The 26956-nt window shown below is 63.0% G+C and carries 31 protein-coding genes; all 31 read left to right on the plus strand.

Going from position 1 to position 26956, the window contains the following annotated elements:
• The first annotated feature begins 127 nt into the window (after positions 1-127).
• The 31 genes from rpoB to secY all read left to right on the plus strand — a co-directional run bounded on the left by rpoB (position 128) and on the right by secY (position 26835).
• A complete protein-coding gene (gene rpoB, locus QFZ41_RS14290) occupies positions 128-4297 on the plus strand; it encodes a DNA-directed RNA polymerase subunit beta (RefSeq protein WP_429199372.1) in 4170 nt (1389 codons plus the stop codon).
• Between the two features lie 25 nt (positions 4298-4322).
• Entirely contained in the window at positions 4323-8537 is a 4215-nt protein-coding gene (rpoC, locus tag QFZ41_RS14295; RefSeq protein ID WP_429199373.1) for a DNA-directed RNA polymerase subunit beta', read from the plus strand.
• A gap of 173 nt (positions 8538-8710) precedes the next feature.
• Positions 8711-9085, plus strand: a complete 375-nt coding sequence (gene rpsL / locus QFZ41_RS14300) for a 30S ribosomal protein S12 (RefSeq protein WP_036115505.1) — start codon at positions 8711-8713, stop codon at positions 9083-9085.
• Between the two features lie 16 nt (positions 9086-9101).
• Positions 9102-9569, plus strand: a complete 468-nt coding sequence (gene rpsG, locus QFZ41_RS14305) for a 30S ribosomal protein S7 (protein ID WP_429199374.1) — start codon at positions 9102-9104, stop codon at positions 9567-9569.
• Positions 9570-9595: 26 nt separating this feature from the next.
• Positions 9596-11725 (plus strand): elongation factor G, encoded by a 2130-nt coding sequence (gene fusA, locus QFZ41_RS14310; RefSeq protein ID WP_429199375.1) that lies wholly within the window; start codon positions 9596-9598, stop codon positions 11723-11725.
• A 49-nt stretch (positions 11726-11774) separates the two neighbouring features.
• Complete coding sequence (gene tuf / locus QFZ41_RS14315; protein ID WP_429199368.1) at positions 11775-12965, plus strand: elongation factor Tu; 1191 nt, start codon at positions 11775-11777, stop codon at positions 12963-12965.
• Between the two features lie 514 nt (positions 12966-13479).
• Positions 13480-14157, plus strand: coding sequence for a hypothetical protein (locus tag QFZ41_RS14320; RefSeq protein ID WP_429199376.1), 678 nt, complete (start codon positions 13480-13482; stop codon positions 14155-14157).
• Positions 14158-14184: 27 nt separating this feature from the next.
• Entirely contained in the window at positions 14185-15255 is a 1071-nt protein-coding gene (locus QFZ41_RS14325; RefSeq protein ID WP_429199377.1) for a lipase family protein, read from the plus strand.
• Between the two features lie 9 nt (positions 15256-15264).
• Entirely contained in the window at positions 15265-15822 is a 558-nt protein-coding gene (locus tag QFZ41_RS14330) for a hypothetical protein (protein WP_429199378.1), read from the plus strand.
• 440 nt (positions 15823-16262) lie between these two features.
• Positions 16263-16574: a 30S ribosomal protein S10 gene (gene rpsJ, locus QFZ41_RS14335; protein WP_014402136.1), complete on the plus strand. Its 312-nt coding sequence runs from the start codon at positions 16263-16265 to the stop codon at positions 16572-16574.
• 20 nt (positions 16575-16594) lie between these two features.
• Positions 16595-17236: a 50S ribosomal protein L3 gene (gene rplC, locus QFZ41_RS14340; protein WP_429199379.1), complete on the plus strand. Its 642-nt coding sequence runs from the start codon at positions 16595-16597 to the stop codon at positions 17234-17236.
• 11 nt (positions 17237-17247) lie between these two features.
• Positions 17248-17850: a 50S ribosomal protein L4 gene (gene rplD, locus QFZ41_RS14345; RefSeq protein WP_429199380.1), complete on the plus strand. Its 603-nt coding sequence runs from the start codon at positions 17248-17250 to the stop codon at positions 17848-17850.
• A complete protein-coding gene (gene rplW, locus QFZ41_RS14350) occupies positions 17847-18140 on the plus strand; it encodes a 50S ribosomal protein L23 (RefSeq protein ID WP_046967254.1) in 294 nt (97 codons plus the stop codon). Before rplD ends, rplW begins: the two co-directional genes overlap by 4 nt.
• An 18-nt stretch (positions 18141-18158) precedes the next feature.
• A complete protein-coding gene (gene rplB, locus QFZ41_RS14355) occupies positions 18159-18980 on the plus strand; it encodes a 50S ribosomal protein L2 (protein ID WP_306849874.1) in 822 nt (273 codons plus the stop codon).
• A gap of 12 nt (positions 18981-18992) precedes the next feature.
• Positions 18993-19265 (plus strand): 30S ribosomal protein S19, encoded by a 273-nt coding sequence (gene rpsS / locus QFZ41_RS14360; RefSeq protein ID WP_029213892.1) that lies wholly within the window; start codon positions 18993-18995, stop codon positions 19263-19265.
• Positions 19265-19600, plus strand: coding sequence for a 50S ribosomal protein L22 (rplV, locus tag QFZ41_RS14365; protein WP_029213891.1), 336 nt, complete (start codon positions 19265-19267; stop codon positions 19598-19600). The genes rpsS and rplV overlap by 1 nt, the downstream gene beginning before the upstream one ends.
• Positions 19601-19615: 15 nt before the next feature.
• Positions 19616-20347, plus strand: a complete 732-nt coding sequence (gene rpsC, locus QFZ41_RS14370) for a 30S ribosomal protein S3 (RefSeq protein ID WP_429199381.1) — start codon at positions 19616-19618, stop codon at positions 20345-20347.
• Between the two features lie 11 nt (positions 20348-20358).
• The gene (gene rplP / locus QFZ41_RS14375) at positions 20359-20772 is read left to right on the plus strand and encodes a 50S ribosomal protein L16 (RefSeq protein WP_306849879.1); all 414 of its coding nucleotides are present in this window, start codon (positions 20359-20361) and stop codon (positions 20770-20772) included.
• On the plus strand, positions 20772-20957 hold the full coding sequence (rpmC, locus tag QFZ41_RS14380) for a 50S ribosomal protein L29 (RefSeq protein WP_029213888.1): 186 nt from the start codon (positions 20772-20774) through the stop codon (positions 20955-20957). Before rplP ends, rpmC begins: the two co-directional genes overlap by 1 nt.
• An 11-nt stretch (positions 20958-20968) precedes the next feature.
• A complete protein-coding gene (gene rpsQ, locus QFZ41_RS14385; RefSeq protein ID WP_029213887.1) occupies positions 20969-21229 on the plus strand; it encodes a 30S ribosomal protein S17 in 261 nt (86 codons plus the stop codon).
• An 11-nt stretch (positions 21230-21240) separates the two neighbouring features.
• Positions 21241-21609, plus strand: a complete 369-nt coding sequence (gene rplN / locus QFZ41_RS14390; RefSeq protein WP_306849882.1) for a 50S ribosomal protein L14 — start codon at positions 21241-21243, stop codon at positions 21607-21609.
• A 14-nt stretch (positions 21610-21623) separates the two neighbouring features.
• Positions 21624-21935, plus strand: coding sequence for a 50S ribosomal protein L24 (rplX, locus tag QFZ41_RS14395; RefSeq protein ID WP_090054986.1), 312 nt, complete (start codon positions 21624-21626; stop codon positions 21933-21935).
• A 12-nt stretch (positions 21936-21947) separates the two neighbouring features.
• Positions 21948-22487: a 50S ribosomal protein L5 gene (gene rplE, locus QFZ41_RS14400; protein ID WP_306849886.1), complete on the plus strand. Its 540-nt coding sequence runs from the start codon at positions 21948-21950 to the stop codon at positions 22485-22487.
• A gap of 13 nt (positions 22488-22500) precedes the next feature.
• A complete protein-coding gene (gene rpsN / locus QFZ41_RS14405; protein ID WP_306849888.1) occupies positions 22501-22806 on the plus strand; it encodes a 30S ribosomal protein S14 in 306 nt (101 codons plus the stop codon).
• A 128-nt stretch (positions 22807-22934) separates the two neighbouring features.
• Positions 22935-23330, plus strand: coding sequence for a 30S ribosomal protein S8 (rpsH, locus tag QFZ41_RS14410; RefSeq protein WP_072322781.1), 396 nt, complete (start codon positions 22935-22937; stop codon positions 23328-23330).
• Between the two features lie 11 nt (positions 23331-23341).
• Positions 23342-23869, plus strand: coding sequence for a 50S ribosomal protein L6 (rplF, locus tag QFZ41_RS14415; RefSeq protein WP_429199382.1), 528 nt, complete (start codon positions 23342-23344; stop codon positions 23867-23869).
• 30 nt (positions 23870-23899) lie between these two features.
• Positions 23900-24250, plus strand: coding sequence for a 50S ribosomal protein L18 (gene rplR, locus QFZ41_RS14420; RefSeq protein WP_371023351.1), 351 nt, complete (start codon positions 23900-23902; stop codon positions 24248-24250).
• Between the two features lie 121 nt (positions 24251-24371).
• Complete coding sequence (gene rpsE / locus QFZ41_RS14425) at positions 24372-24881, plus strand: 30S ribosomal protein S5 (RefSeq protein ID WP_029213879.1); 510 nt, start codon at positions 24372-24374, stop codon at positions 24879-24881.
• Positions 24874-25071, plus strand: a complete 198-nt coding sequence (gene rpmD / locus QFZ41_RS14430; protein WP_429199383.1) for a 50S ribosomal protein L30 — start codon at positions 24874-24876, stop codon at positions 25069-25071. Before rpsE ends, rpmD begins: the two co-directional genes overlap by 8 nt.
• A 5-nt stretch (positions 25072-25076) precedes the next feature.
• Positions 25077-25508: a 50S ribosomal protein L15 gene (gene rplO / locus QFZ41_RS14435; protein ID WP_429199384.1), complete on the plus strand. Its 432-nt coding sequence runs from the start codon at positions 25077-25079 to the stop codon at positions 25506-25508.
• 4 nt (positions 25509-25512) lie between these two features.
• Entirely contained in the window at positions 25513-26835 is a 1323-nt protein-coding gene (gene secY, locus QFZ41_RS14440; protein WP_306849899.1) for a preprotein translocase subunit SecY, read from the plus strand.
• The last annotated feature ends 121 nt before the right edge of the window (positions 26836-26956 follow it).

Here is a 26956-nt window from a genome sequence, read left to right on the forward strand (position 1 = left end):
TCCGACCCGTCGGAAATGGGACATCGGGAGTCGAGGGCAGCGATGCCCTGCGGTACGAGTCTCGATCTCCGATTTTCGATTCATCCGATTTTGATCGACCCATTACTGAACCGAGGCGGTACCCACCATGACCTACTCGTTTACCGAGAAGAAGCGCATCCGTAAGGATTTCGGCAAGCGTCCGCCCGTGCTGGGCGTGCCTAACCTGCTGACGATCCAGACCGACTCGTACAAGGAATTCCTGCAGGAGCAGGTCAACCCCAAGCAGCGTGAAGACAAGGGCCTGCACGCCGCGCTGAAGTCGGTGTTCCCGATTTCCAGCTATTCCGGCAACGCCGCCCTCGAATACGTGGATTACCGGCTCGGCGAGCCGGCGTTCGACGAGCGCGAGTGCCGCAACCGCGGCATGACGTTCGGCGCGCCGCTGCGCACGACCGTTCGCCTGGTCATCTACGACAAGGACAGCCCGGCGTCCAAGAAGGCCGTGAAGTACGTGAAGGAGCAGGAGGTCTACATGGGCGAGATTCCGCTCATGACCGAGACCGGCACCTTCATCATCAACGGCACCGAGCGCGTCATCGTCTCGCAGCTGCACCGTTCGCCGGGCGTGTTCTTCGACCACGATCGCGGCAAGACGCACAGCTCGGGCAAGTTGCTGTTCTCCGCCCGCGTGATCCCCTACCGTGGCTCGTGGCTCGACTTCGAGTTCGACCCGAAGGACGCGCTGTTCACCCGTATCGACCGTCGCCGCAAGCTGCCGGTGACCGTGCTGCTGCGCGCGCTCGGCTACACGAACGAAGAGATGCTGCAGATCTTCTTCGAGCACAACGTGTTCCACCTGGGCAAGAAGGGCGGTGTCACCCTCGACCTCGTCGCCGAGCGCCTGCGCGGTGAAACGCTCTCGTTCGATCTCGTGATCGATGGCAAGGTGCTGGTCGAAGCCGGCAAGCGCATCACTGCGCGCCACGTTCGCCAGCTCGCCAACGAAAAGATCACCACGCTCGAAGTGCCGGACGACTACCCGGTCGGCCGCATCGTCGCGATCGACATGGTCGACAAGGACACCGGCGAGATCATCGCCGCGGCCAACGACGAACTGACCGCCGAACACCTCGAGCGCTTCCGCAAGGCTGGCATCGAGACGGTGCCGACGCTGTACGTGAACGATCTCGATCGGGGCGCGTACATCTCGAACACGCTGCGCATCGACAACACGCGCACGCAACTCGAGGCCCTGGTCGAAATCTACCGGATGATGCGTCCGGGCGAGCCGCCGACCAAGGACGCCGCGCAGAACCTGTTCTTCAACCTGTTCTTCACCTTCGACCGCTACGACCTCTCGGCCGTCGGCCGCATGAAGTTCAACCGTCGCGTCGGCCGCAAGGACGTCGTCGGCCCGGGCGTGCTTTACGACCACAAGTACTTTGCCGAGCGCAAGGAAGACGAGTGCCAGCGCCTGGTCGCGGAGCAGGGTGAAACCTCCGACGTCCTCGACGTGCTGCGCGTGCTGATCGACATCCGCAACGGTACCGGCACGGTCGACGATATCGACCACCTGGGTAACCGTCGCGTGCGTTCGGTCGGTGAAATGGCGGAGAACACTTTCCGCATCGGTCTCGTCCGCGTCGAGCGCGCGGTTCGCGAGCGCCTGTCGCTGGCCGAATCCGAGGGCCTGACGCCGCAGGAACTGATCAACGCCAAGCCGGTCGCGGCGGCGGTGAAGGAGTTCTTCGGCTCGTCGCAGCTCTCGCAGTTCATGGACCAGAACAACCCGCTGTCCGAAGTGACCCACAAGCGCCGCGTGTCGGCGCTCGGACCGGGCGGCCTGACCCGTGAGCGCGCCGGCTTCGAAGTGCGCGACGTGCACCCGACCCATTACGGCCGCGTCTGCACCATCGAAACGCCGGAAGGCCCGAACATCGGCCTGATCAACTCGCTGGCCGTGTACGCCCGCACCAACGCCTATGGCTTCCTCGAGACGCCGTACCGCAAGGTCGAGAACGGCAAGGTCACCGACAAGGTCGATTACCTTTCCGCGATCGAGGAAGGCGATCACGTCATCGCGCAGGCGAACTCGCCGCTGACGAAGGAAGGCAAGTTCATCGAGGACTTCGTCTCCTGCCGTTTCCGTGGTGAATCCGAGCTGCGTCCGTCGGCCGAGATCAACTACATGGACGTCTCGCCGATGCAGACCGTGTCGGTCGCCGCGGCGCTCGTTCCGTTCCTCGAGCACGACGACGCCAACCGCGCGCTCATGGGCGCGAACATGCAGCGCCAGGCCGTTCCGACCCTGCGCAGCCAGAAGCCGCTCGTCGGCACGGGCATCGAGCGCGCCGTGGCGCGTGACTCGGGCGTGACCGTGTCGGCCCGTCGTGGTGGCGTGATCGACCAGGTCGACGCGGCCCGTATCGTCGTGCGCGTCAACGAAGCCGAAGTCGGCGACGACGATGCCGGTGTCGATATCTACACGCTGACCAAGTACACCCGTTCCAACCAGAACACCAACCTCAACCAGCGTCCGCTGGTGAACGTCGGTGACGTGGTGGCGGTGGGCGACACGCTGGCGGACGGTTCCTCGACCGACCTCGGCGAACTCGCGCTCGGCCAGAACATGCTCGTCGCGTTCATGCCGTGGAACGGCTACAACTTCGAAGACTCGATCCTGATCTCCGAGCGCGTGGTGCAGGAAGACCGTTACACCTCGATCCACATCGAGGAACTGACGTGCATCGCCCGCGACACCAAGCTCGGCGCCGAGGAAATCACCGCGGACATCCCGAACGTCGGTGAGCAGGCGCTCGCGCGTCTCGACGAATCCGGCATCGTGTACATCGGTGCGGAGGTGAAGGCGGGCGACATCCTCGTCGGCAAGGTCACGCCGAAGGGCGAGAGCCAGCTCACGCCGGAAGAGAAGCTGCTTCGCGCGATCTTCGGCGAGAAGGCCTCGGACGTGAAGGACAGCTCGCTGCGCGTGCCCCCCGGCATGGACGGCAATGTCATCGACGTGCAGGTCTTCACCCGCGACGGTATCGAGAAGGACAAGCGCGCCAAGCAGATCGAAGAGACCGAACTGAAGCGGATCCGCAAGGATCTCGACGACCAGTTCCGCATCCTCGAGGGCGCGATCTACGCCCGCATGCGCTCGCAGCTGGTCGGCAAGACCGCGATGAGCGGCCCGGGTGGCCTCAAGCGCGGTACCACGATCGACGACGCCTACCTGGACGGCCTGAAGAAGGACGACTGGTTCAAGATCAACGTCAAGGAAGAGGAAGTGTCCGAGTTCCTCGAGCGTGCGGCCGAACAGGTCAAGCGCCACAAGGAGAACTTCGACAAGCGCTTCAAGGAGAAGCAGGGCAAGATCACCCAGGGCGACGACCTCGCGCCGGGCGTGCTCAAGATGGTCAAGGTCTACCTGGCCGTCAAGCGCCGCATCCAGCCGGGCGACAAGATGGCCGGCCGCCACGGTAACAAGGGTGTCGTGTCGATGATCGTTCCGGTCGAGGACATGCCGTTCTCCGCCGACGGCCGTCCGGTCGACATCGTGCTGAACCCGCTGGGCGTGCCTTCGCGTATGAACATCGGCCAGATCCTCGAGGTTCACCTCGGCTGGGCGGCGAAGGGTCTCGGCCACAAGATCGAGGCGATGATCCAGGCCAACGAGAAGCCCGCCAAGCTGCGCGAGTTCCTCGACGAGGTCTACAACCACGGCAACGCGGGTGCGGAAGGCGCGGTGCGTCACGTCGACCTCAAGTCGATGTCCGACCACGAGATCGTCTCCCTGGCGAACAACCTCTGCGACGGCGTGCCGATGGCGACGCCGGTGTTCGACGGTGCCGAGGAGTCCGAGATCAAGCACATGCTCAAGCTCGCCGACCTGCCGGAATCCGGACAGACGGTGCTCTTCGACGGCCGTACCGGCGAGGCGTTCGATCGCCCGGTCACCGTCGGCTACATGCACATGCTGAAGCTGAACCACCTCGTCGACGACAAGATGCACGCGCGTTCGACGGGACCGTACTCGCTCGTTACTCAGCAACCGCTGGGCGGCAAGGCGCAGTTCGGTGGCCAGCGCTTCGGCGAAATGGAAGTCTGGGCGCTGGAAGCGTATGGCGCCGCGTACACCCTGCAGGAAATGCTGACCGTCAAGTCGGACGACGTCCAGGGCCGCAACCAGATGTACAAGAACATTGTGGACGGCAACCACGAAATGGCCGCGGGCATGCCGGAATCCTTCAACGTACTCGTGAAGGAAATCCGCTCGCTCGGCATCGACATCGAACTCGAAGAGATCAAGTGATCGTCGCGGCTACCGGAGATTACGCATGAAAGACCTGCTCAATCTGTTCAACCAGCAGCGACAGACGCTGGATTTCGACGCGATCAAGATCGCTCTGGCTTCGCCGGAGTTGATCCGCTCGTGGTCGTACGGCGAAGTGAAGAAGCCGGAAACCATCAACTACCGCACGTTCAAGCCTGAGCGTGACGGTCTGTTCTGCGCGGCCATTTTCGGTCCCATCAAGGACTACGAATGCCTGTGCGGCAAGTACAAGCGCATGAAGCATCGCGGCGTGGTCTGCGAGAAGTGCGGCACCGAGGTCACCCTGGCCAAGGTCCGTCGCGAGCGCATGGGCCACATCGAGCTGGCCAGCCCGACCGCGCACATCTGGTTCCTGAAGTCGCTGCCTTCGCGCATCGGCCTCATGCTGGACATGACCCTGCGTGACATCGAGCGCATCCTGTACTTCGAGGCCTTCGTGGTGATCGATCCGGGCTTGACCGCGCTCGAGCGCGGCCAGCTGCTCAGCGAAGACCAGTACCTGGAAGCCACCGAGGAGCACGGTGACGAATTCGACGCCCGCATGGGTGCCGAGGCCGTCTACGAGCTGCTGAAGAGCCTCGACCTGCCGGGCGAAGTCATCCGCCTCAAGGAAGAGATCTCGTCGACGAATTCCGAGACCAAGCTGAAGCGCCTCACCAAGCGCGTGAAGCTGATCGAGGCGTTCCTCGAGTCGGGCAACAAGCCGGAATGGATGGTCATGACCGTTCTGCCGGTGCTGCCGCCCGACCTGCGTCCGCTCGTTCCGCTGGACGGCGGCCGCTTCGCGACCTCCGACCTCAACGACCTGTACCGCCGCGTCATCAACCGCAACAACCGCCTGAAGCGTCTGCTCGAACTCGCCGCGCCCGACATCATCGTGCGCAACGAGAAGCGCATGCTGCAGGAATCGGTCGATGCGCTGCTCGACAACGGCCGCCGTGGCCGTGCCATCACCGGCACGAACAAGCGCGCGCTGAAGTCGCTCGCGGACATGATCAAGGGCAAGCAGGGCCGCTTCCGCCAGAACCTGCTCGGCAAGCGCGTCGACTACTCGGGCCGTTCGGTCATCGTGGTCGGCCCGACGCTGCGCCTGCACCAGTGCGGCCTGCCGAAGAAGATGGCGCTCGAGCTGTTCAAGCCCTTCATCTTCGCCAAGCTTCAGGCCCGTGGCGAAGCCACCACGATCAAGGCCGCGAAGAAGCTCGTCGAGCGCGAGGAAGCGCAGGTCTGGGACATCCTCGAGGACGTGATCCGCGAGCACCCGGTCATGCTCAACCGCGCGCCGACCCTGCATCGCCTGGGTATCCAGGCGTTCGAGCCGGTCCTCATCGAAGGCAAGGCGATCCAGCTGCATCCGCTCGTGTGTACGGCGTTCAACGCCGACTTCGACGGTGACCAGATGGCCGTGCACGTGCCGCTGTCGATCGAGGCGCAGCTCGAAGCCCGCGCCCTGATGATGTCCTCGAACAACATCCTGTCGCCGGCGAACGGCGAGCCGATCATCGTGCCGTCGCAGGATGTCGTGCTCGGCCTGTACTACATGACCCGCGAGCTGATCAACGCGAAGGGCACCGGCATGGTGTTCGCGAACGTCGGCGAAGTGCGTCGTGCGTACGACAACCGTGCGGTCGAGTTGCACGCGAAGGTGAAGGTGCGCGTGCGCAGCGTGGAAACCGTCGATGGCGAGCGCGTCGAGCGCCTCGTCCTGGTCGACACCACGGTGGGTCGCGCCCTGCTCGCCGAGATCATCCCGGAGGGCTTGCCCTTCGCGCTGGTCAACACCGAGCTGACCAAGAAGAACATCTCGCGCCTGATCAACCAGAGCTACCGTCTGCTCGGCCTGAAGGAATCTGTCGTGTTCGCCGACAAGCTGATGTACACCGGCTTCCGTTTCGCGACGCGCGCCGGTATCTCCATCGGTATCGACGACATGAAGATCCCGGCCGAGAAGAAGGGCATCCTCGAGGAAGCCGAGAAGGAAGTCGTCGAGATCCAGGAGCAGTACCAGTCGGGCCTGGTGACCGCCGGCGAGCGCTACAACAAGGTGGTCGACATCTGGTCGCGTACCAACGAACTCGTCGCCAAGGCGATGATCGACGGTATCGGCACCGAGAAGGTGCAGGACGCCGACGGCAACACGGTCAACCAGAAGTCGATGAACTCGCTGTACATCATGGCGGACTCCGGCGCGCGTGGTAGCGCGGCGCAGATTCGTCAGCTGGCAGGCATGCGCGGCCTGATGGCCCGCCCGGACGGCTCGATCATCGAGACGCCCATCAAGGCGAACTTCCGCGAAGGCCTGAACGTCCTGCAGTACTTCAACTCGACCCACGGTGCCCGTAAGGGCCTCGCGGATACCGCGCTGAAGACCGCGAACTCCGGTTACCTGACCCGTCGCCTCGTCGACGTGGCCCAGGACGTCGTCATCACCGAGCACGATTGCGGCACGGAAGATGGCGTGCTGATGTCGCCGATCGTCGAAGGCGGTGACGTGGTCGAGCCGTTGCGCGAGCGCGTGCTCGGTCGCGTCGTGGTCGAGGACGTCTACGCCCCTGGCGATGACGACCAGCCGATCGTGACCCGCGACACGCTGCTGGACGAGTACCTGGTCGACCAGCTCGACAAGGCCGGCGTGCAGCTGATCAAGGTCCGTTCGCCGATCACCTGCCGTGCCAGCCACGGCGTGTGCGCCCTGTGCTACGGCCGCGACCTCGCTCGCGGTCACCTGGTCAACATGGGCGAGGCCGTGGGTGTGGTCGCCGCTCAGTCGATCGGCGAGCCGGGTACCCAGCTGACGATGCGTACGTTCCACATCGGTGGTGCGGCGTCCCGTGCGGCCGCGGTGGACAACGTGACGGTCCGCACGACTGGCGCGCTGAAGTTCAACAACCTGAAGTCGGTCGAGCACTCGCAGGGTCACCTGGTCGCTGTCTCGCGTTCGGGCGAAGTGAGCGTCATCGACGCCAACGGTCGCGAGCGCGAGCGTTACAAGGTGCCTTACGGCGCGACCATCGCGGTGAAGGACGGCGACCCGGTCAAGGCCGGCCAGACGGTGGCGAACTGGGATCCGCATACCCACCCGATCGTCACGGAAGTGGCCGGCGTGGTCCGTTTCATCGACTTCATCGATGGCGTGACCGTGCAGTCGCAGACCGACGAACTGACCGGCCTCGAGTCGGCGGTGGTCACGGATCCGAAGCGTCGCGGCACGCAGGCGAAGGACCTGCGCCCGATCGTCCGCCTGGAAGACAGCAAGGGCCGCGAGCTCAAGCTGCCGGGTACGGACATCGCGGCCCAGTACTTCCTGCCGGCCGGCGCGATCGTCTCGATCCAGAACGGTGCCGAAGTGGGCGTGGGTGACGTCGTCGCCCGTATCCCGCAGGAAACCTCGAAGACCCGCGATATCACGGGTGGTCTGCCGCGCGTCGCCGACCTGTTCGAAGCCCGCAAGCCGAAGGAGCCGGCGATCCTCGCGGAGCGCTCGGGTATCGTCAGCTTCGGCAAGGACACCAAGGGCAAGCAGCGCCTGATCATCAAGGACGTGGACGGCAACGAGCACGAGGAGCTGATTCCCAAGTGGCGCCAGGTCATCGTGTTCGAGGGCGAGCACGTGGAGAAGGGCGAAACCGTCGTCGACGGCGAGCCGAATCCGCATGACATCCTGCGCCTGCTGGGTGTCGAGCCGCTGGCCTCGTACCTGGTCAAGGAGATTCAGGACGTCTACCGCCTGCAGGGCGTGAAGATCAACGACAAGCACATCGAAGCGATCATTCGCCAGATGCTGCGCAAGGTCGAGATCACCGAGCCGGGTGACAGCACCTATCTGCGCGGTGAGCAGGTCGAGCGTGTCCGCATCAACGAGGAGAACGAGCGCGCCGAGAAGCGGGGTGAGCGTCCGTCCGAGTTCGAATCGGTCCTGCTCGGCATCACCAAGGCTTCGCTGGCCACCGAGTCGTTCATCTCGGCGGCTTCGTTCCAGGAAACCACCCGCGTCCTCACCGAGGCGGCGGTCCGTGGCACCCGGGATACGTTGCGTGGCCTGAAGGAAAATGTTATTGTTGGGCGGCTAATCCCTGCGGGTACGGGTCTGGCATACCACGCTTCGCGTCGTAGCCAGGGCGGACTGACGGCCTCGGAGCTGGAAACCCTCTCGGGTTCTTCGGCACCGGCTGTCACGTTCGAAGAGGCTCCCGCCGGGTCCAACGATAGCGCCGAGTAAGGCCCGTAACCGGGTTTTGCTCGTACATACGAAATGAGGCGCAAGGATGCGCCTCGTGTTCGGAATCAGGGACGATGGGCGCTGACCCGCTTCGCGGGCGGCGCACGTCAACAACGCTTCTCTGGCGGGCCGATCTATCGGTCTGCCTTTATGTTTCTCAGGAATAGCTTCGCATGACGACAGTCAACCAGTTGGTGCGCAAATCCCGCAGCCCGAAGGCGTACAAGAGCGCCTCGCCGGCCCTGCAGAGCAGCCCGCAGCGCCGCGGGGTGTGCACGCGCGTTTATACGACCACTCCGAAGAAGCCGAACTCGGCGCTGCGTAAGGTTGCCAAGGTGCGCCTGACCAACGGTTTCGAAGTCATCAGCTACATCGGTGGCGAAGGTCACAATCTGCAGGAGCACTCGGTGGTCCTGATCCGCGGCGGTCGCGTCAAGGATCTCCCCGGTGTGCGTTACCACACGGTTCGCGGCAGTCTCGACTGCGCCGGCGTGACCAAGCGTCGCAAGTCGCGCTCGAAGTACGGCGCCAAGCGCCCGAAGAGCTGAGTAGAGGACAAGAATTATGTCGCGTAAAGGTTCCCATCCCGCCCGTGTGGTCCTCCCGGACCCGAAGCACGGAAGCCAGCTGATTGCCCGTTTCATCAATATGGTGATGAAGTCCGGCAAGAAGTCCGTCGCTGAATCCATCGTCTACGGCGCCCTGCAGCACATCGGCGAGAAGAACGCCGAGCCGGTGCAGCTCGTCGAGAAGGCCCTGGGCAATATCGCCCCGGCCGTCGAGGTGAAGTCCCGCCGAGTCGGCGGTGCCACGTACCAGGTGCCGGTCGAAGTCCGTCCGGGTCGTCGTATGGCCCTCGCCATGCGTTGGGTGATCGACGCGGCGCGCAAGCGCGGCGAAACGTCCATGCCGCGCAAGCTGGCCGCCGAACTGCTCGAAGCCTCGGAATCCCGTGGCGGCGCTGTCAAGAAGCGCGAAGAAACGCACCGCATGGCGGAGGCCAACAAGGCCTTCTCGCATTACCGCTGGTAATTACAGCTTTAGATTGAGGAAAGACCGTGGCACGCACTACGCCCATCGAGCGCTACCGCAATTTCGGCATCATGGCTCACATCGATGCCGGCAAGACCACGACCACGGAGCGCATCCTGTTCTACACCGGTGTCAGTCATAAGATTGGCGAGGTGCATGACGGTGCCGCTACGATGGACTGGATGGAGCAGGAGCAGGAGCGCGGCATCACCATCACTTCCGCCGCCACCACGGCGTTCTGGAAGGGCATGGACCGTTCGCTGCCCGAGCATCGCTTCAACATCATCGACACCCCGGGACACGTCGACTTCACCATCGAAGTGGAGCGTTCGCTCCGCGTTCTCGACGGTGCGGTGTTCGTGCTCTGCGCCGTGGGTGGCGTGCAGCCGCAGTCGGAAACCGTGTGGCGTCAGGCCAACCGGTACAAGGTGCCGCGTCTGGCGTTCGTCAACAAGATGGACCGCACGGGTGCGAACTTCGACAAGGTCGTTGGCCAGTTGAAGGCTCGTCTCGGTGCCAATCCCGTGCCGATGCAGGTGCCGATCGGCGCCGAAGACAATTTCGAAGGCGTGGTCGATCTCCTCAAGATGAAGGCGATCAAGTGGGACATGGAATCCCAGGGGATGAAGTTCGAATACGTCGAGATTCCGGCGGAACTGCAGAAGAAGGCTGAGGATGCTCGCGCCTTCATGCTTGAGGCCGCTGCTGAGTCGAACGAAGAGATGATGAATAAGTACCTCGAGGACGGTGTCCTTACCGAGGAAGAGATCATCGATTGCCTTCGTGCTCGTACGCTTCGCAGTGAAATCATCCCGGTGTACTGCGGTACCGCCTTCAAGAACAAGGGCGTCCAGGCGATGCTCGATGCCGTCGTCAACCTGCTTCCGTCGCCCCTGGACCGTCCGGCGGTCGAAGGCATCGACGAAAACGAGAAGTCGGCCACCCGGCCGGCCAAGGACGACGCGCCGTTCTCCGCGCTCGCGTTCAAGATCATGACCGACCCCTTCGTCGGCTCGCTGACGTTCTTCCGTGTCTATTCGGGCACGCTGAACGCCGGTGACCAGGTGTACAACCCGGTCAAGTCGAAGAAAGAGCGCATCGGCCGCATCCTGCAGATGCACGCCAACGAGCGTCACGAACTCAAGGAAGTCCGCGCCGGCGATATCGCCGCGGCGGTCGGCCTGAAGGACGTCACGACGGGTGACACGCTGTGCGCGCAGGATCACATCATCACGCTCGAGCGCATGTCGTTCCCCGAGCCGGTGATCTCGATGGCGGTCGAACCGAAGACCAAGTCGGATCAGGAAAAGATGGGTATCGCCCTCGGCCGTCTGGCTGCGGAAGATCCGTCCTTCCGTGTCCGTACGGACGAAGAGTCGGGTCAGACGATCATCTCGGGCATGGGCGAGCTTCACCTGGACATCCTGGTGGACCGCATGCGTCGCGAGTTCAACGTCGAAGCCAACGTCGGCAAGCCCCAGGTGGCTTACCGCGAAACGATCCAGGCGTCGGACGTCAAGTCGGACTACAAGCACGCCAAGCAGTCGGGTGGTAAGGGTCAGTACGGTCACGTCGTGATCGAACTGTCTCCGATCAAGCCGGAGGATCGCGCGGATGAGAAGCTGGCCGCCCAGATCAAGGACGACTTCCTCTTCATCAACGACATCACGGGTGGCGTGATTCCGAAGGAATTCATCCCGTCGGTCGAGAAGGGCCTGCGCGAGACGATCACCTCGGGTCCGTTGGCTGGCTTCCCGGTCGTGAATACGAAGGTCAAGCTCGTCTTCGGTTCCTACCACGACGTCGACTCGTCCGAAATGGCGTTCAAGCTCGCCGCATCGATGGCGTTCAAGCAGGGCTTCGCCAAGGCGCAGCCGGTTCTGCTCGAGCCGATCATGAAGGTCGAGGTCGTGACGCCGGAAGATTACGTCGGTGACATCATGGGCGACCTGAGCCGCCGTCGCGGCGTCCTGAGAGGCCAGGACGACACACCGTCGGGCAAGACCATCGACGCGATGGTTCCGCTCGGCGAGATGTTCGGCTACGCCACCACGATCCGCTCGCTGAGCCAGGGCCGTGCGATGTTCACGATGGAATTCGACCATTACGAGCCGGCACCGAAGAATATCGCAGACGAGGTCATGAAGAAGTCCTGATAAGGACTTCTTCTTTAAACATACAACGTTCTTTTAGAGGTTTAGAGTCATGGCAAAGGGTAAGTTCGAGCGCAAGAAGCCGCACGTCAACGTCGGCACCATCGGTCACGTCGATCACGGCAAGACCACGCTGACGGCCGCGCTGACGAAGATCGGTGCCGAGCGTTTCGGTGGCGAGTTCAAGGACTACGGTTCGATCGACGCGGCGCCGGAAGAGAAGGCGCGCGGCATCACGATCTCGACCGCGCACGTGGAATACGAATCGCCGAAGCGCCACTACGGCCACGTCGATTGCCCGGGCCACGCCGACTACGTGAAGAACATGATCACGGGTGCGGCGCAGATGGATGGCGCGATCCTGGTGTGCTCGGCCGCTGACGGCCCGATGCCGCAGACGCGCGAGCACATCCTGCTGTCGCGCCAGGTGGGCGTGCCGTACATCGTCGTGTTCCTGAACAAGGCCGACATGGTGGACGACGCCGAACTGCTCGAGCTGGTCGAGATGGAAGTGCGCGAGCTGCTGTCGAAGTACGAGTTCCCGGGCGACGATACGCCGATCGTCCACGGTTCGGCGCGTCTGGCGCTGGACGGCGACCAGTCGGAGATCGGCGTGCCGTCGATCATCAAGCTGGTCGATGCGCTGGACAGCTGGATTCCGGAGCCGGAGCGCGACATCGACAAGCCGTTCCTGCTGCCGGTGGAAGACGTGTTCTCGATCTCGGGCCGCGGCACGGTGCTGACCGGTCGCGTCGAGCGCGGCATCGTGAAGGTGGGTGACGAGGCCGAAGTGGTTGGCCTGAAGGACACCCTGAAGACGGTGGTGACGGGCGTGGAGATGTTCCGTAAGCTGCTGGACCAGGGTCAGGCCGGTGACAACGTCGGCGTGCTGGTTCGCGGTCTGAAGCGTGAAGACGTCCAGCGTGGCCAGGTGCTGGCCAAGCCGGGTTCGGTGAAGCCGCACACGGACTTCGAGGGTGAGGTGTACATCCTGTCGAAGGACGAGGGTGGCCGTCACACGCCGTTCTTCAGCAACTATCGCCCGCAGTTTTACTTCCGCACGACGGACGTGACCGGTTCGATCACGCTGCCGGAAGGCGTGGAGATGGTGATGCCGGGTGACAACGTGAAGATCACCGTGGCGCTGCAGGCTCCGATCGCGATGGACGAAGGCCTGCGCTTCGCGATCCGCGAAGGCGGCCGCACCGTCGGCGCTGGCGTCGTCTCGAAGATCAACAAGTAAGAAGGATCACCGGGGCGGGGTGACCCGTCCGGTTATCGAAAAGCGGAGGCGAAAGCCTCCGCTTTTTTTTGTTCTTGTGAATGGTGGGTCGGGCTGCCTTCGGCATCGCGGGGTGCGTGGTCGCGGCAAGAGCCGGCGAGTGCCGCCCTCGGGGCCACGCCTCCGGCGACCCCTCAAGGAAGGGCCGCTGGCGCGGCCGTATTTCAATGGCCTGCGGCCGGGTCGTGAACCAGTCGGGGCTCTTCGACTCGACATCCTGTCTCGCGAAGAAGGCCAACCATCCATGGTTGGCCCCTGCGGGCCTGATCCGCCTGGATCACTCGCCTGCACTAACGGCCCCGAGGGCGACACTCGCCGCTCTTTCGTGCGTTGACGAGAGTTGGTTCGAGCGCTGTGTCATCACGTTGAAGGCCACTGTTCGTTTGCCCTATTTCGATTGGCGCGCATGACAAAAGCACAGGATTTTGAGGATTCTTCTAAAGATGTCCTCATGCGGTATCGCTAAGCTGTCCTCATGAACCTACGCGCATGGACACTGCTTCCGCTGCTGTTGTTTCCCGCCTTGGCCGCGCGTGCCGAGAAAAAAGATCTCAGCCCGCCGCCTCTGAATCCGCATCCGAAGGAGGCGCTGCACGTCACGGTGACGTTCGATCATCCTGATGATGCCAAGCGCTACATCGTCATCATGAAGGCGCTCTATCAGAACCAACAGCGCGGATGTGGTTACTTCGATCCGCTTCGGGGTGGCGGCAGCTTTGTCTATCCCCATGGAACGTTCGACGTTCCGAATGAAAGTCGGGACCCGAAGCAGGCCCGTTTCAACGTCTACCTGGACAGGTACAACGAAGTCGCCTGCAATTGGGAGCTTGCTGCCCCTTACTTCCTGGTTCGTGACACCTTTACGGGGAGGGACGCGCTAGGGCACTGGGGTCTTCGCGAGGACTTGGCTCCCGGCACCGAATACAAAGCCATTTGCCCGTTCCAGGCTGATGATGATCCGCAGAGTTGCTACGGCAGATGGCCGATGCCGAACGTGTCCCATTACAGTCGAGTCCCCATCACTGTTCATGTGTCCGAGGACTCGGCGTTGCTGCGTCCGCGCGTGCGGGGCGTCTTCAGCCAGAGCAATTTCGTCAAGTCCGTGACGACAGACGCCGCACCAAACCCGCCTACTGCTTCTAGCGGCGACTAGCAGTAACTTCTATCCAAGGAAATGGATATGTCTCTTCCTTCCGAACAATATGCATTTCTCTCTCATGCGGTTTATGCGCCGCTGACGGCAAAGACCGATATCGAGAGCGATAGCCGTCTCTACACTGTGCTCTACGTTTCCCCGCCATCTCCGACCAACTACCGCGGCGCCGTGTTGCAAGACGAGACGACCGGCCAGCTTATCATCGCGAACAAAGGCACCGATCCTTCCAGCATTCATGACATAACCGCCGACCTGGGCATGGGGATGATGGGTGCGCCCACTCAATGGCCTGAAGCGGCTCAAACGATGCGCTGGGCTTTGCATCACGCCGAGAAGAGTCATATCCCCGTAAGTGACATCAGCATCACCGGCCACTCCCTCGGCGGTGCCCTCGCGCAACTGCAAGCGGCCATGCCCGAATCGGCGGGCATACACGCGGAAACCTTCAACACCTATGGCGCCCGGTCCATGGCCGAGGGGTTGGGCCTGGATGTCCGGGCCGCGGAGGATCGCGTCGTCAACCACCGCATGTACCACGATCCGGTATCGACGCTCGCCGACTCGATCGGTCGCAGCCTGGACTACATGGATCATGCCGATTACCAGCGCCACAAGCAGGGAGGCCTGTCGCCGGTCGGCGAGGTCGGTGCCGTGGGCCGCGCACACGGCATCGGCAACTTCTGGGACAAGGAGGGCAACCAGCCGGCGGCGGTGTTCGCTCATAACTACATGCGCGACCTGCATCATCGTCCGTTGGACGATTTGCCCCGCGGTGTGCCGCTGGATCTGTCGGCGCCCTGGCACATGCTGGGTGAGCAGCAGGAGTGCGCCGCCATGCCGCCACTGGCGGCGACCGCCGATACGGACGAAATGTTCGACTATCTATGCAAAGCCCTGGAGCAGGACGATCAGGGGTTCATGGAAGCGCTTCGACAGATCGGCCAGACCGATGCCGCACGGGAATTCCACATGGAGGCGGCGCGGCAGGTGGACATGGAGGACCGCATCGCGGCCCTGGAAGCGCAGGTGCAGCAGGCGCAGGAGCAGCAGGTTTCGCAGGTCCGGGAGATCAGCGGTCCGGTGATGCGACTGTAAGGAATGGCGATGCGCGAAGAAGGCACAAGGAGCGCCGCCATGCAGATGGCGATGATGGTGGAGCGGCTGTCGCGCATGAGCGAGTCGATGGATACGCGCCATCGGCATGCCACCGAGCAACAAGAACGGACCGTGCAGGCGTTGCCCGGTATCATGCGCCAAGCCGCGGATGTGACCCTGGGCGCGATCTCGGCGGATGCCGCGCGGACCATGCGAACGGGCTTGAACGAACCGCTCGCGGAAGTGGCCCGGGACGCGGCCGAGCATCAGCGCGGCATGCAGGCGAGCACGGATGCGATGGTTCGGATACAGCGTAAGCTGGCGGGCTTCGTGAACAAGGCGACCTGGCTGGTGGCGGGGGTGCTGGCGATTCTTCTATCGGTGCTCTCGGTGGGCGGTTACCTCGGATGGCACTACAAGCAGGTCATCGCGCAGCAGCAGATGGAGGCCGGGCTGCTCCAGGCTTACAACCAGGCCGATGTTCGCCTGTGCGGTAAACAGTTGTGCGCCCGGGTGGACCGCACGGAAAAACGCTACGGAGACTATGTGCCGCTCAAGCAACGGTAGGGCGGGGCGGCCCTGCATGATCCCGCCCGGGTAAGGAGCGGCCCATCCCATGTCGGTCCTTCCTTGGGGGCTTCCCATCGGTCGGACGATAGGTTATAGTCGCTGGGCTATACCTCCCGGTCACCATCAGTGGATGACCGGACACCGCGAAATGAGGCGCACGGAATGTGCTTCGAGTTCGCAGGCAGGGATGCCGAGTAGGGTGCCAACGGGCCACGGGGCGTAAGCTCTGTTGACCTATCTCGTTGCGTATTCTATACTTTTCTGTCTAGGCAGGCCGATAACTCGGCCTGCCTGACTTTTTCGGGTCGTTCCGGGCGGTTCTGAACCGTTCCAGGGCGGCCCGTTGCGGTACCCGTAAGTAGCACCAGGGTTGTGCGGGGTGGCGAGAAGCCCCTCCGAATCACAAGAACGTTCTTTCGATAACAGGACACGGTTTTATGGCGAACCAAAAGATTCGCATCCGGCTCAAGGCGTTCGATCATCGTCTGATCGACCGTTCGGCCAGCGAAATCGTCGAGACGGCCAAGCGCACTGGCGCTACGGTCCTCGGCCCGATCCCGCTGCCGACCAAGATTGAGCGCTACACCATTCTGGTGTCGCCGCACGTCGACAAAGATGCCCGCGACCAGTACGAGACCCGTACTCACAAGCGCGTTCTGGACATCGTCGACCCCAACGACAAGACCGTGGACGCGCTCATGAAGCTCGATCTCGCGGCTGGCGTTGACGTGCAGATCAAGCTCGGCTGAGCGGATAAAAGGATACGAAGATGAGTATCGGACTGGTTGGCCGCAAGTGCGGCATGAGCCGGCTCTTCACCGAAGACGGCCGCTCGATTCCGGTGACGCTGATTGAAGCGACCCCGAATCGCGTGACGCAGGTGAAGACCGAAGAAAATGACGGCTACAGCGCCGTGCAGGTCACGACGGGTGCCAAGCGCGCCTCGTTGCTGACGGCTCCGCTGAAGGGCCATTACGCCAACGCCAAGGTCGAGCCGGGCCGCGGTCTGTGGGAGTTCCGCGTCAGCGCGGAAGACGCAGGCAAGTACGTGATCGGCACCGAGATCTCGGCGGGTGACGTCTTCACCGTCGGTCAGACGGTCGACGTCTCCGGCGTGTCGAAGGGTAAGGGTTTCCAGGGCACCATCAAGCGTCACCACTTCAAGATGGGCGACGCCACGCACGGTAACTCGCTGTCGCATCGCGCCCCGGGCTCGATCGGCCAGCGCCAGACGCCGGGCCGCGTGTTTCCTGGTAAGAAGATGTCGGGCCACATGGGCGCGGTCAATCGCACCCAGCAGGGTCTCGAAGTTGTCACGGTCGATGCCGAGCGCCACCTGATCGCTGTCAAGGGCGCGGTCCCCGGCGCGCCGGGCGGTGACGTCGTGATTCGTCCGACGACCAAGGGCTGAGGAGAGACGCCATGGAACTCAACGTTATTGGCGCCAAGGCGCTCACCGTGTCGGACGATGTGTTCGGCGGCGAGTACAAGAAGGCCCTCGTCCACCAGGTCGTCACCGCCTATCAGGCGGCTGGCCGTGCCGGTACGAAGGCCCAGCTGTCTCGCGGCCAGATGTCCGGTACGACCAAGAAGTTCAAGAAGCAGAAGGGTGGCGGTGCTCGCCACGGCGACTACCGCGCTCCGATCTTCGTCGGTGGTGGTGTGACGTTCGCGGCCAAGCCGCGCAGCTTCGAGCAGAAGGTCAACCGCAAGGCTTACCGCGTCGCGATTCGTTCGATCGTCGCCGAGCTGAACCGCCAGGGTCGCCTGAAGGTCGTCTCCGAGCTGTCGATGGAAGCCCCGAGCACCAAGGGCATGATCGCCAAGCTCGCCGAGCTCGAAGTCAAGGGTCGCGTGCTGCTGGTGTCGGAAGACGCCACCGAGGCGCTGTACCTGTCCGCCCGCAACATTCCGTACATCCACGTCGTCGACGTGTTGGCCCTTAATCCGGTCAGCATGGTCGGCAGCGACTTCGTCGTCATGACGGTGGACGCGGTCAAGAAGGTCGAGGAGTGGCTCGCATGAGCACCGAACGCACGCTCAACACGCTTCGCGCGCCGCACATCTCCGAGAAGTCGGCTCGCCTTGCTGAGAACAACCAGTACGTTTTCGTCGTGGCGCCCGAGGCGACCAAGGCCGATGTCCGTGCAGCCGTGGAACACCTCTTCGACGTCAAGGTCGTGGACGTGAACCTCGTGAACACCAAGGGCAAGGTCAAGTCGTTCCGCTTTCGCACTGGCAACCGCCAGGGCAAGCGTAAGGCCTACGTGCGCCTCGCCGACGGTCACACGATCGACGTGTCGGCCAAGGCCTGAGCCAGGAGTTGAATTGAGATGGCACTGATCACTCACAAGCCGACCTCCCCGGGCCGCCGCGACGCAGTCAGCGTGCGGACCGAAGGTCTGCACAAGGGCGCACCTTACGCGCCCCTGACCGAATCGCAGTCGAAGACGGGTGGACGCAACCACTACGGTCGCATCACCACGCGTCATCGCGGCGGCGGTCACAAGCAGGCTTACCGCATCATCGATTTCAAGCGTGACAAGGAAGGCATCGCCGCCGTCGTCGAGCGTCTGGAATACGATCCGAACCGCACCGCGCACATCGCGCTGCTGTGCTACGCCGACGGCGAGCGCCGCTACATCATCGCGCCGAAGGGCGTGGCGGTGGGCGACCGTCTCGTGTCGGGTTCCGACTCGCCGATCAAGCCGGGCAACTGCCTGCCGCTTCGTTCGATTCCGGTCGGTTCCACGGTCCACTGCATCGAGATGAAGCCAGGCAAGGGTGCGCAGATCGCGCGTTCCGCCGGCGCCTCGGTCCAGCTGGTCGCCCGCGAGCAGGGTTACGCCACGCTGCGCCTTCGTTCCGGCGAAATGCGCCGTGTGCCGGTCGAATGCCGCGCCACCATCGGTGAAGTCGGCAACTCCGAGCACAGCCTGCGCAAGCTTGGCAAGGCCGGTAAGAAGCGCTGGGCGGGTATCCGTCCGACCGTTCGCGGTGTCGTGATGAACCCGGTCGACCATCCGCATGGCGGTGGTGAAGGCAAGACCTCCGGCGGCCGTCATCCGGTCAGCCCGTGGGGTACGCCGACCAAGGGTTACAAGACGCGCAACAACAAGCGCACCCAGCAGTTCATCGTGCGTCGTCGCAAGTAATAGGAAACGATCATGCCGCGCTCTCTAAAGAAAGGTCCGTTCGTTGACCTGCACCTCGTAAAGAAGGTGGAAGCCGCCGTTTCCGCCAACAACAAGCGTCCGATCAAGACCTGGTCGCGTCGTTCGATGATTCTGCCGGAGATGGTCGGTCTGACCATCGCCATCCACAACGGCCGCCAGCACGTGCCCGTCCTGATCAACGAGAACATGGTCGGGCACAAGCTCGGCGAGTTCGCGGTGACCCGTACGTACAAGGGCCACGCAGGCGATAAGAAGGGCAAGTGATGAGCACCGAAGCCAAAGCGATCCTGCGCAGCGCCCGCATCTCGGCGCAGAAGGCACGCCTGGTGGCTGACCTGGTCCGCGGTATGCCCGTGGGCCGAGCCAGCGACGTGCTCGCCTTCACCAACAAGAAAGCCGCACACCTTGTTCGCAAGGTGCTGCTCTCCGCCGTCGCCAACGCCGAGAACAATCTCGGTGCCGACGTGGACGAGCTGAAGGTGGCCCGCATCTTCGTCGACGAAGGTCCGGCGATGAAGCGTATGTACGCCCGCGCCAAAGGTCGCGGTTCGCGCATCCTGAAGCGCACCAGCCACATCACTGTGGTTGTCGGCAACTGACTGGGGTAAGACACGATGGGTCATAAAGTTCATCCCACCGGTATCCGCCTCGGCATTGCCAAGGACTGGAACTCGAAGTGGTACGCAAACAAGGGTGAGTACGCCCAGTATCTCGCGGCCGATCTCAAGGTCCGCGAAATGCTGCGCAAGAAGCTCGCCGCCGCCGGCATCTCGAAGATCCAGATCGAGCGCCCGGCCAAGACCGCCCGCGTGACGATCTACACCGCCCGCCCGGGCGTGGTGATCGGCAAGAAGGGCGAGGACATCGAGAAGCTGCGCAAGGAAGTCACGGACATGATGGGCGTTCCGACGCACATCAACGTCAGTGAAGTCCGTAAGCCGGAACTCGACGCCCAGCTTGTCGCCGAGTCGATCGCCCAGCAGCTCGAGCGTCGCATCATGTTCCGCCGCGCGATGAAGCGCTCGGTCGGCAACGCGATGCGCCTCGGTGCCCTCGGCATCAAGATCAACGTCTCCGGCCGTTTGAACGGTGCCGAGATCGCGCGCTCCGAGTGGGCTCGCGAAGGTCGCGTTCCGCTGCATACCCTGCGCGCGGACATCGACTACGGCACCGCCGAGGCCAAGACCCAGTACGGCATCATCGGTGTCAAGGTTTGGGTCTACAAGGGCGAGATCTTCGATCTGGCGGCCGCTACGGCCGAGTCGAAGGAAGAACAGCAGCCTCAGCAGTCGTCGCGCCGCGAGGGTGGTGAAAACCGCCGCGAGCGTGAGCGCGCTGCCAAGTAAGGAGCGTTGCCATGTTGCAACCGAAGCGTACCAAGTACCGCAAGATGCATAAGGGTCGTAATGACGGCCTGGCATTCAATTCCAACCTCGTGAGCTTTGGCGAGTACGGCCTCAAGGCGACGACGCATGGTCAGTTGACCGCGCGTCAGATCGAAGCGGCCCGTCGTTGCATCACGCGCTACGTAAAGCGTGGCGGCAAGCTCTGGATCCGCGTGTTCCCGGACAAGCCGATCACCCGCAAGCCCATCGAAGTTCGAATGGGTGCCGGTAAGGGTGGCGTCGAGTTCTGGGTCGCTCTGATCCAGCCGGGCCGCATGCTTTATGAAATCGAAGGTGTCGACGAGACGACGGCACGCGAAGCGTTCCGTCTGGCGGCAGCCAAGCTCTCCGTCCAGACCCAGTTCGTCTCCAGGGCGGTGATGTAATGGCCAGCAAAGAAATCAAAGAGAAGTCGGCGGAAGAGCTGAAGCAGCACCTGCTGGACCTTCGCAAGGAGCAGTTCAACCTGCGCATGCAGAAGGGCTCCGGACAGCTCACCCAGCCGCACCAGCTGCGCCGCGTTCGGCGTGACATCGCCCGCACGAAGTTCGTGCTCGGCGTGAAGAAGTAAGGACGGCGGACATGAGCGATAACACGAAGACGGCGCGCACCCTCACGGGTCGTGTCATCAGCAACAAGATGGCTAACACGGTAACGGTGTTGATCGAGCGCCAGGTGCAGCACCCGCTGCTCGGCAAGATCATCCGCCGTTCCACGAAGCTCCATGCGCACGACGAAACGGGCGCGAACGAGGGTGACCTCGTCCGCATCGCGGAATGCCGTCCGCTGTCGAAGACCAAACATCACCGCGTGGTCGAAATCGTCACGCGCGCTGAAGTCTAAGGAGAGCTGCGATGATTCAGGTACAGAGCATGCTTTCCGCGGCCGATAACAGCGGCGCGAAGGAACTGATGTGCATCAAGGTGCTGGGCGGCTCGAAGCGCCGTTATGCCAGCGTCGGTGATGTCATCAAGGTGACCGTCAAGGACGCCATTCCCCGCGGCAAGGTCAAGAAGGGTGAGGTGTACAACGCCGTGGTGGTTCGTACCGCCAAGGGTGTGCGCCGCGCCGATGGTTCCGTTATCCGTTTCGACGGTAACGCGGCCGTCATCCTCAACAACAAGCTCGAGCCGATCGGAACCCGTATCTTCGGGCCGGTTACCCGCGAGCTGCGCAGCGAGAAGTTCATGAAGATCGTCTCGCTCGCGCCCGAAGTGCTCTGAGCGGAGGCCAGACCATGAACCGTATCCGCAAGGGTGATAACGTCGTCGTCATCACCGGCAAGAACAAGGGACAGCGCGGCGACGTGCTGCGCGTCGACGGCGACCGCGTGGTCGTCTCGAACGTGAACCTGGTCAAGCGCCACACCAAGCCGAATCCGCAGGCCAACCAGCCCGGCGGTATCGTCGAACGTGAGGCCTCGATCCATATCTCTAACGTCCAGCTCTTCAACTCCGCCACGAACAAGGGCGAGCGCGTGGGCACCAAGACGCTCGAGGACGGGCGCAAGGTGCGCGTGTTCCGTTCGGGCGAAGTGGTCGACGCGTAAGGAATCGAAGTCATGACCCGCCTTGAATCGTTTTACAAAGAGTCGGTAATGCAGAAGCTCACTGAGCGCTTCGGTTACCAGAACGTCATGGAAGTGCCCCGCATCACGAAGATCACGCTCAACATGGGCGTCGGCGAAGCCGCCGGTAACAAGAAGATCCTCGAGAACGCCGTGGCCGATATGACCAAGATCGCCGGCCAGAAGCCGATCACGACGAAGGCCCGCGTGTCGGTCGCTTCGTTCAAGATCCGCGATGGTTGGCCGATCGGTTGCAAGGTCACGCTTCGTCGTGCCCAGATGTGGGAATTCCTGGACCGCCTGATCAACATCTCGCTGCCGCGTACGCGCGACTTCCGTGGTGTCTCGGGCCGTGCCTTCGATGGCCGTGGTAACTACAACTTCGGCATCAAGGAACAGATCATTTTCCCGGAAATCGACTTCGATCAGGTCGACGCGCTGCGTGGCATGGATATCTCCATCACCACCACCGCCAAGACCGACGAAGAAGCCAAGGCGCTGCTGGAAGCCTTCAGCTTCCCGTTCCGCAACTGATCACAGGTAGAACATGGCCAAGACCTCGATGGTCGAGCGCGACCTCAAGCGCACCAAGATCGTGAAGAAGTTCGCCGCCAAGCGCGCCGAACTGAAGGCGATCGTCCTGAGCGCCACTGCGTCGTACGACGAAAAGATGGAAGCCCAGACCAAGCTGCAGAAGCTTCCGCGCGATGCCAGCCCGGTGCGCCAGCGTAACCGCTGCGCCCTGACCGGCCGCCCGCGTGGCGTCTACAGCAAGTTCGGCCTGGGCCGCAACAAGCTCCGCGAAGCCACCATGCGTGGCGACGTGCCGGGCTTGCGCAAGGCTAGCTGGTAAAAAACTCGCCATTGGCGGGACAAGCTGTTATAGTCGTCGGTCTGCGCAACGCAGACCGACCTCTGTCGGCTTTACAATTTAAAGATTTCCGGTAATTCGGATATCGGTGCACTCTCAAGGGTTTTCTTATGAGCATGACTGATCCCATCGCCGATCTGTTTACGCGCATCCGTAATGGCCAGGCCTCTGGCAAGTCGGTTGTCCGTATGCCGTCGTCGAAGATGAAGCTGGCCCTGGCCAAGCTTCTGCAGAACGAAGGCTACATCCTCGACGCCCGTGCCGCTGACGAAGCTGGCAAGCCGGTCCTCGAGATCAAGCTGAAGTACTTTGAAGGCCGTCCGGCCATCGAAACCATCTCCCGTGTCAGCCGTTCCGGTCTCCGCGTCTACCGCGGCAAGGACGAGCTGCCGAAGGTCCTCGGTGGCCTGGGTATCTCGATCATCTCGACTTCCGCCGGTCTCCTGACCGACGCGCAGGCCCGTGCCAAGGGTCTGGGCGGCGAAGTCATCGGCCAGGTGGCGTAAGGAGTCCCGACATGTCACGTGTAGCCAAGCAGCCCATCACCCTGCCGAAGGGCGTCGAACTCTCGATCGCCAACGGCACCGTCACCGTCAAGGGCCCGAAGGGCACCCTGACCACCCACGAACTGCCGGGCGTTTCGTTCCAGCAGGAGAATGGCGTCGCGAACGTCGTTCTCGCCGAGGGTGCCGACGACAAGTTCGGCGGTACCGCCCGCGCGATCGTCGCCAACATGATCCACGGCGTGGCCAACGGCTTCGAGAAGAAGCTCGAGCTGGTCGGCGTGGGTTACCGTGCCCAGCTCACCGGCAAGTCGATCAACCTTTCGCTGGGTTACTCGCACCCGGTGGTCTTCGAGGCGCCGGAAGGCATCACCATCGAAGTCCCGTCGCAGACGGAAGTCCTGATCAAGGGCGCCGACAAGCAGCTCGTCGGCCAGGTGGCCGCGAAGATCCGCGCATTCCGTTCGCCGGAACCCTACAAGGGCAAGGGCGTCCGTTACGCGGGCGAAACGATCATCCTGAAGGAAGCCAAGAAGGCCTAATCGGCCTATCCGCTTTCTGGAGTCAAGACGATGAACAAGAACGTATCCCGCCTGCGCCGCGCCAAGTCGACCCGCGCTCACATCCGTGAGCTCGCCGTCGCCCGCCTGAGCGTGCACCGCACTGGTCAGCACATCTATGCCCAGGTCTTCGCGCCGAACGGCACCGTCGTGGCAGCCGCCTCGACCGTGCAGAAGTCGGTCGCCGAAGGTCTCAAGAGCAAGAAGAACATCGAGGCCGCCGTCACGGTGGGCCGCGTCGTTGCCGAGCGCGCCAAGGCCGCCGGTATCGAAGCCGTTGCCTTCGATCGCTCGGGTTTTCGTTATCACGGTCGCATCAAGGCTCTCGCCGACGCGGCGCGTGAGGCCGGCCTCAAGTTCTAAGAGGCGTCAGGCCACGGCATCGGCTCCCCGGGGCCGGTGTCGCCCGCTGTAACTACAACTCCAAGCGGCGACCAAGCCGTAAACAGAAGTCCCGGTGCGTCCGGGCAGACAGGAAAGAGAGATGTCCTCGACAGATCGCGAAAATTCGGACGGCATGCTTGAAAAGCTTATCGCCGTCAACCGCGTGGCCAAGACCGTCAAGGGTGGCCGCCAGATGAGCTTCACCGCGCTGACCGTGGTCGGCGATGGCGAAGGTCGCGTCGGCTTTGGTTATGGCAAGGCGCGCGAAGTGCCGGTCGCCATTTCCAAGGCGATGGAGCGCGCTCGCCGCAACATGGTGTCGATCGAACTGAACAATGGCACGCTCTGGTACGCCATCAAGGCGAACCACGGTGCGGCCCGCGTCTACATGCAGCCCGCCTCGCAGGGTACCGGCGTCATCGCCGGCGGTGCCATGCGCGCCGTCCTCGAAGTGGTCGGTGTGAAGGACGTGCTTGCGAAGGCCGTCGGCTCGCGCAATCCGATCAACCTCGTCCGCGCCACGATCAAGGGCCTCCAGGCCGTTGCATCGCCGAAGCGCATTGCCGCCAAGCGTGGCAAGACGATCGAAGAGGTCCTCGGCAATGGCTAAGAACATCGAAAACACCGGCACCGTCCGCGTCCGCCTCGTCAAGGGTCTTCGCGGTGTACAGGGTCGTCATCGTCTGAGCGTGAAGGCCCTTGGCCTGAGCAAGCTCAACGATGTGCGCGAACTGAAGGATAGCCCCCAGGTCCGTGGCCTTATCAACACGGTCTACTACCTGGTCCGGGTCGAGGAGTAAACGTCATGCGTCTTAATGAACTCAGGCCCGGCAAGGGCGCCCGCAAGACCCGTACCCGCGTAGCGCGTGGTATCGGCTCCGGCCTCGGCAAGACCGCCGGCCGTGGTCACAAGGGTCAGCACGCCCGTGCCGGCAATACGCACCGCGTCGGTTTCGAAGGCGGCCAGATGCCGCTGCAGCGTCGTTTGCCGAAGGTCGGCTTCCGTTCGCTGAAGAAGGCCGATACGGAACAGGTCATGCTGTACCAGCTGGCGTCGATCAAGTCCGACACCATCGATCTGATCGCCCTGCACGCCGCCGGTCTCGTGACCAGCCGCGCGAAGAAGGTCAAGATCGTCCTGAAGGGCGAAATCACCCGCGCGGTGAAGCTCTCCGGTGTGCTTGCGACGGCCGGCGCCAAGGCGGCCATCGAAGCCGCCGGCGGCAGCGTGGAGTAATCAGGTGGCTGCAGCGCAGGGCACAACGCTCGGCTCGCTGGGCAAACTGACGGAACTGCGTCAGCGCATCTTTTTCCTGATCGGTGCGCTGATCGTCTTCCGCCTCGGCTCGTTCATTCCCGTTCCGGGCGTGAACCCCGAGGCGATGACGAGCCTGGTCGAGGGTGGTGGTGGCCTGTTGAACATGGTCAACATGTTCTCGGGTGGCTCGCTGTCCCGCTTCTCGGTATTCGCGCTCGGTGTGGTGCCGTATATCTCGGCGTCGATCGTGGTGCAGATGATGGGCTCGGTCGTTCCGTCGCTCATGGCACTGCGCAAGGAAGGCGAGGCGGGTCGTCGCAAGATGACCACCTATACGCGCTTTGGCACGGTGGGTCTCGCGGCCTTCCAGGCGTTCGGCATCGCGGTGGCCCTGCAGAAGCAGGTCGCCACGGGCGGCGCACCGGTGGTCTACATGCCGGGTGCCGGCTTCGTCATGGCTTCGGTCGTCGGCCTCACCGCCGGCACGATGTTCCTGATGTGGCTGGGTGAGCAGATCACGGAGCGCGGTATCGGTAACGGTATCTCGATGCTGATCTTCGCGGGTATCGTCGCAGGCCTGCCGGGTGCCATCGTGCACACGCTGTCCATGGCGAACAACGGCGAGCTGTCGGTCCTGAAGCTGCTGATGGTCACCGTGGTGATCCTGGCGGTCACGGCGTTCGTGGTGTTCATGGAGCGCGCCCAGCGGCGTATCACCGTGAATTACGCGAAGCAGGGCAGTCAGCGTCAGTTCCAGCGCCAGACCTCGCACCTGCCGCTGAAGATCAACATGGCGGGCGTCATTCCGCCGATCTTCGCGACCAGTCTGCTGCTCTTCCCCGCGACCGCGGCGACCTGGTTCGGCTCTGCCCACCAGTCCCGTTGGCTGCAATGGCTGACCACGGCGCTGAGCCCGGGTGAGCCGGTCCACGACATCGTGTTCGCGGTGCTGGTGATCGGTTTCGCCTTCTTCTATACGGCGATCGTGTTCAATTCGCAGGAAACGGCCGATAACCTCAAGCGTTCGGGCGCGTTGATTCCGGGCATCCGCCCGGGTCGTGCCACGGCGGACTATATCGATGGCGTCATGACCCGGCTTACCGGTGTTGGCGCGCTCTACATCGTGCTGGTCTGCCTGGTGCCCACGTTCATGCAGAACGCCTGGCACGTCCCGTTCTATTTCGGCGGCACTTCGCTGCTGATCGTGGTGGTGGTGGTGATGGACTTTACGGCTCAGGTCCAGGCCCATCTCGTCAGTCACCAGTACGAGAGTCTGCTTAAGAAGTCCAATCTCCGTCGCAGCTGAGACGCGACGGAGGCCCCAAGTAGGGGAGGCCTTGGCGCCCAGCGCCGCAGGACTTCCCGTTTAGGTTAATTACGGTTAGAATTGCGCGTTTACCGCGCACGAAACGCATCGGAGACAGTAC

The organism is Luteibacter sp. W1I16 (genome assembly GCF_050434905.1).
Taxonomy (GTDB): Bacteria; Pseudomonadota; Gammaproteobacteria; order Xanthomonadales; family Rhodanobacteraceae; genus Luteibacter.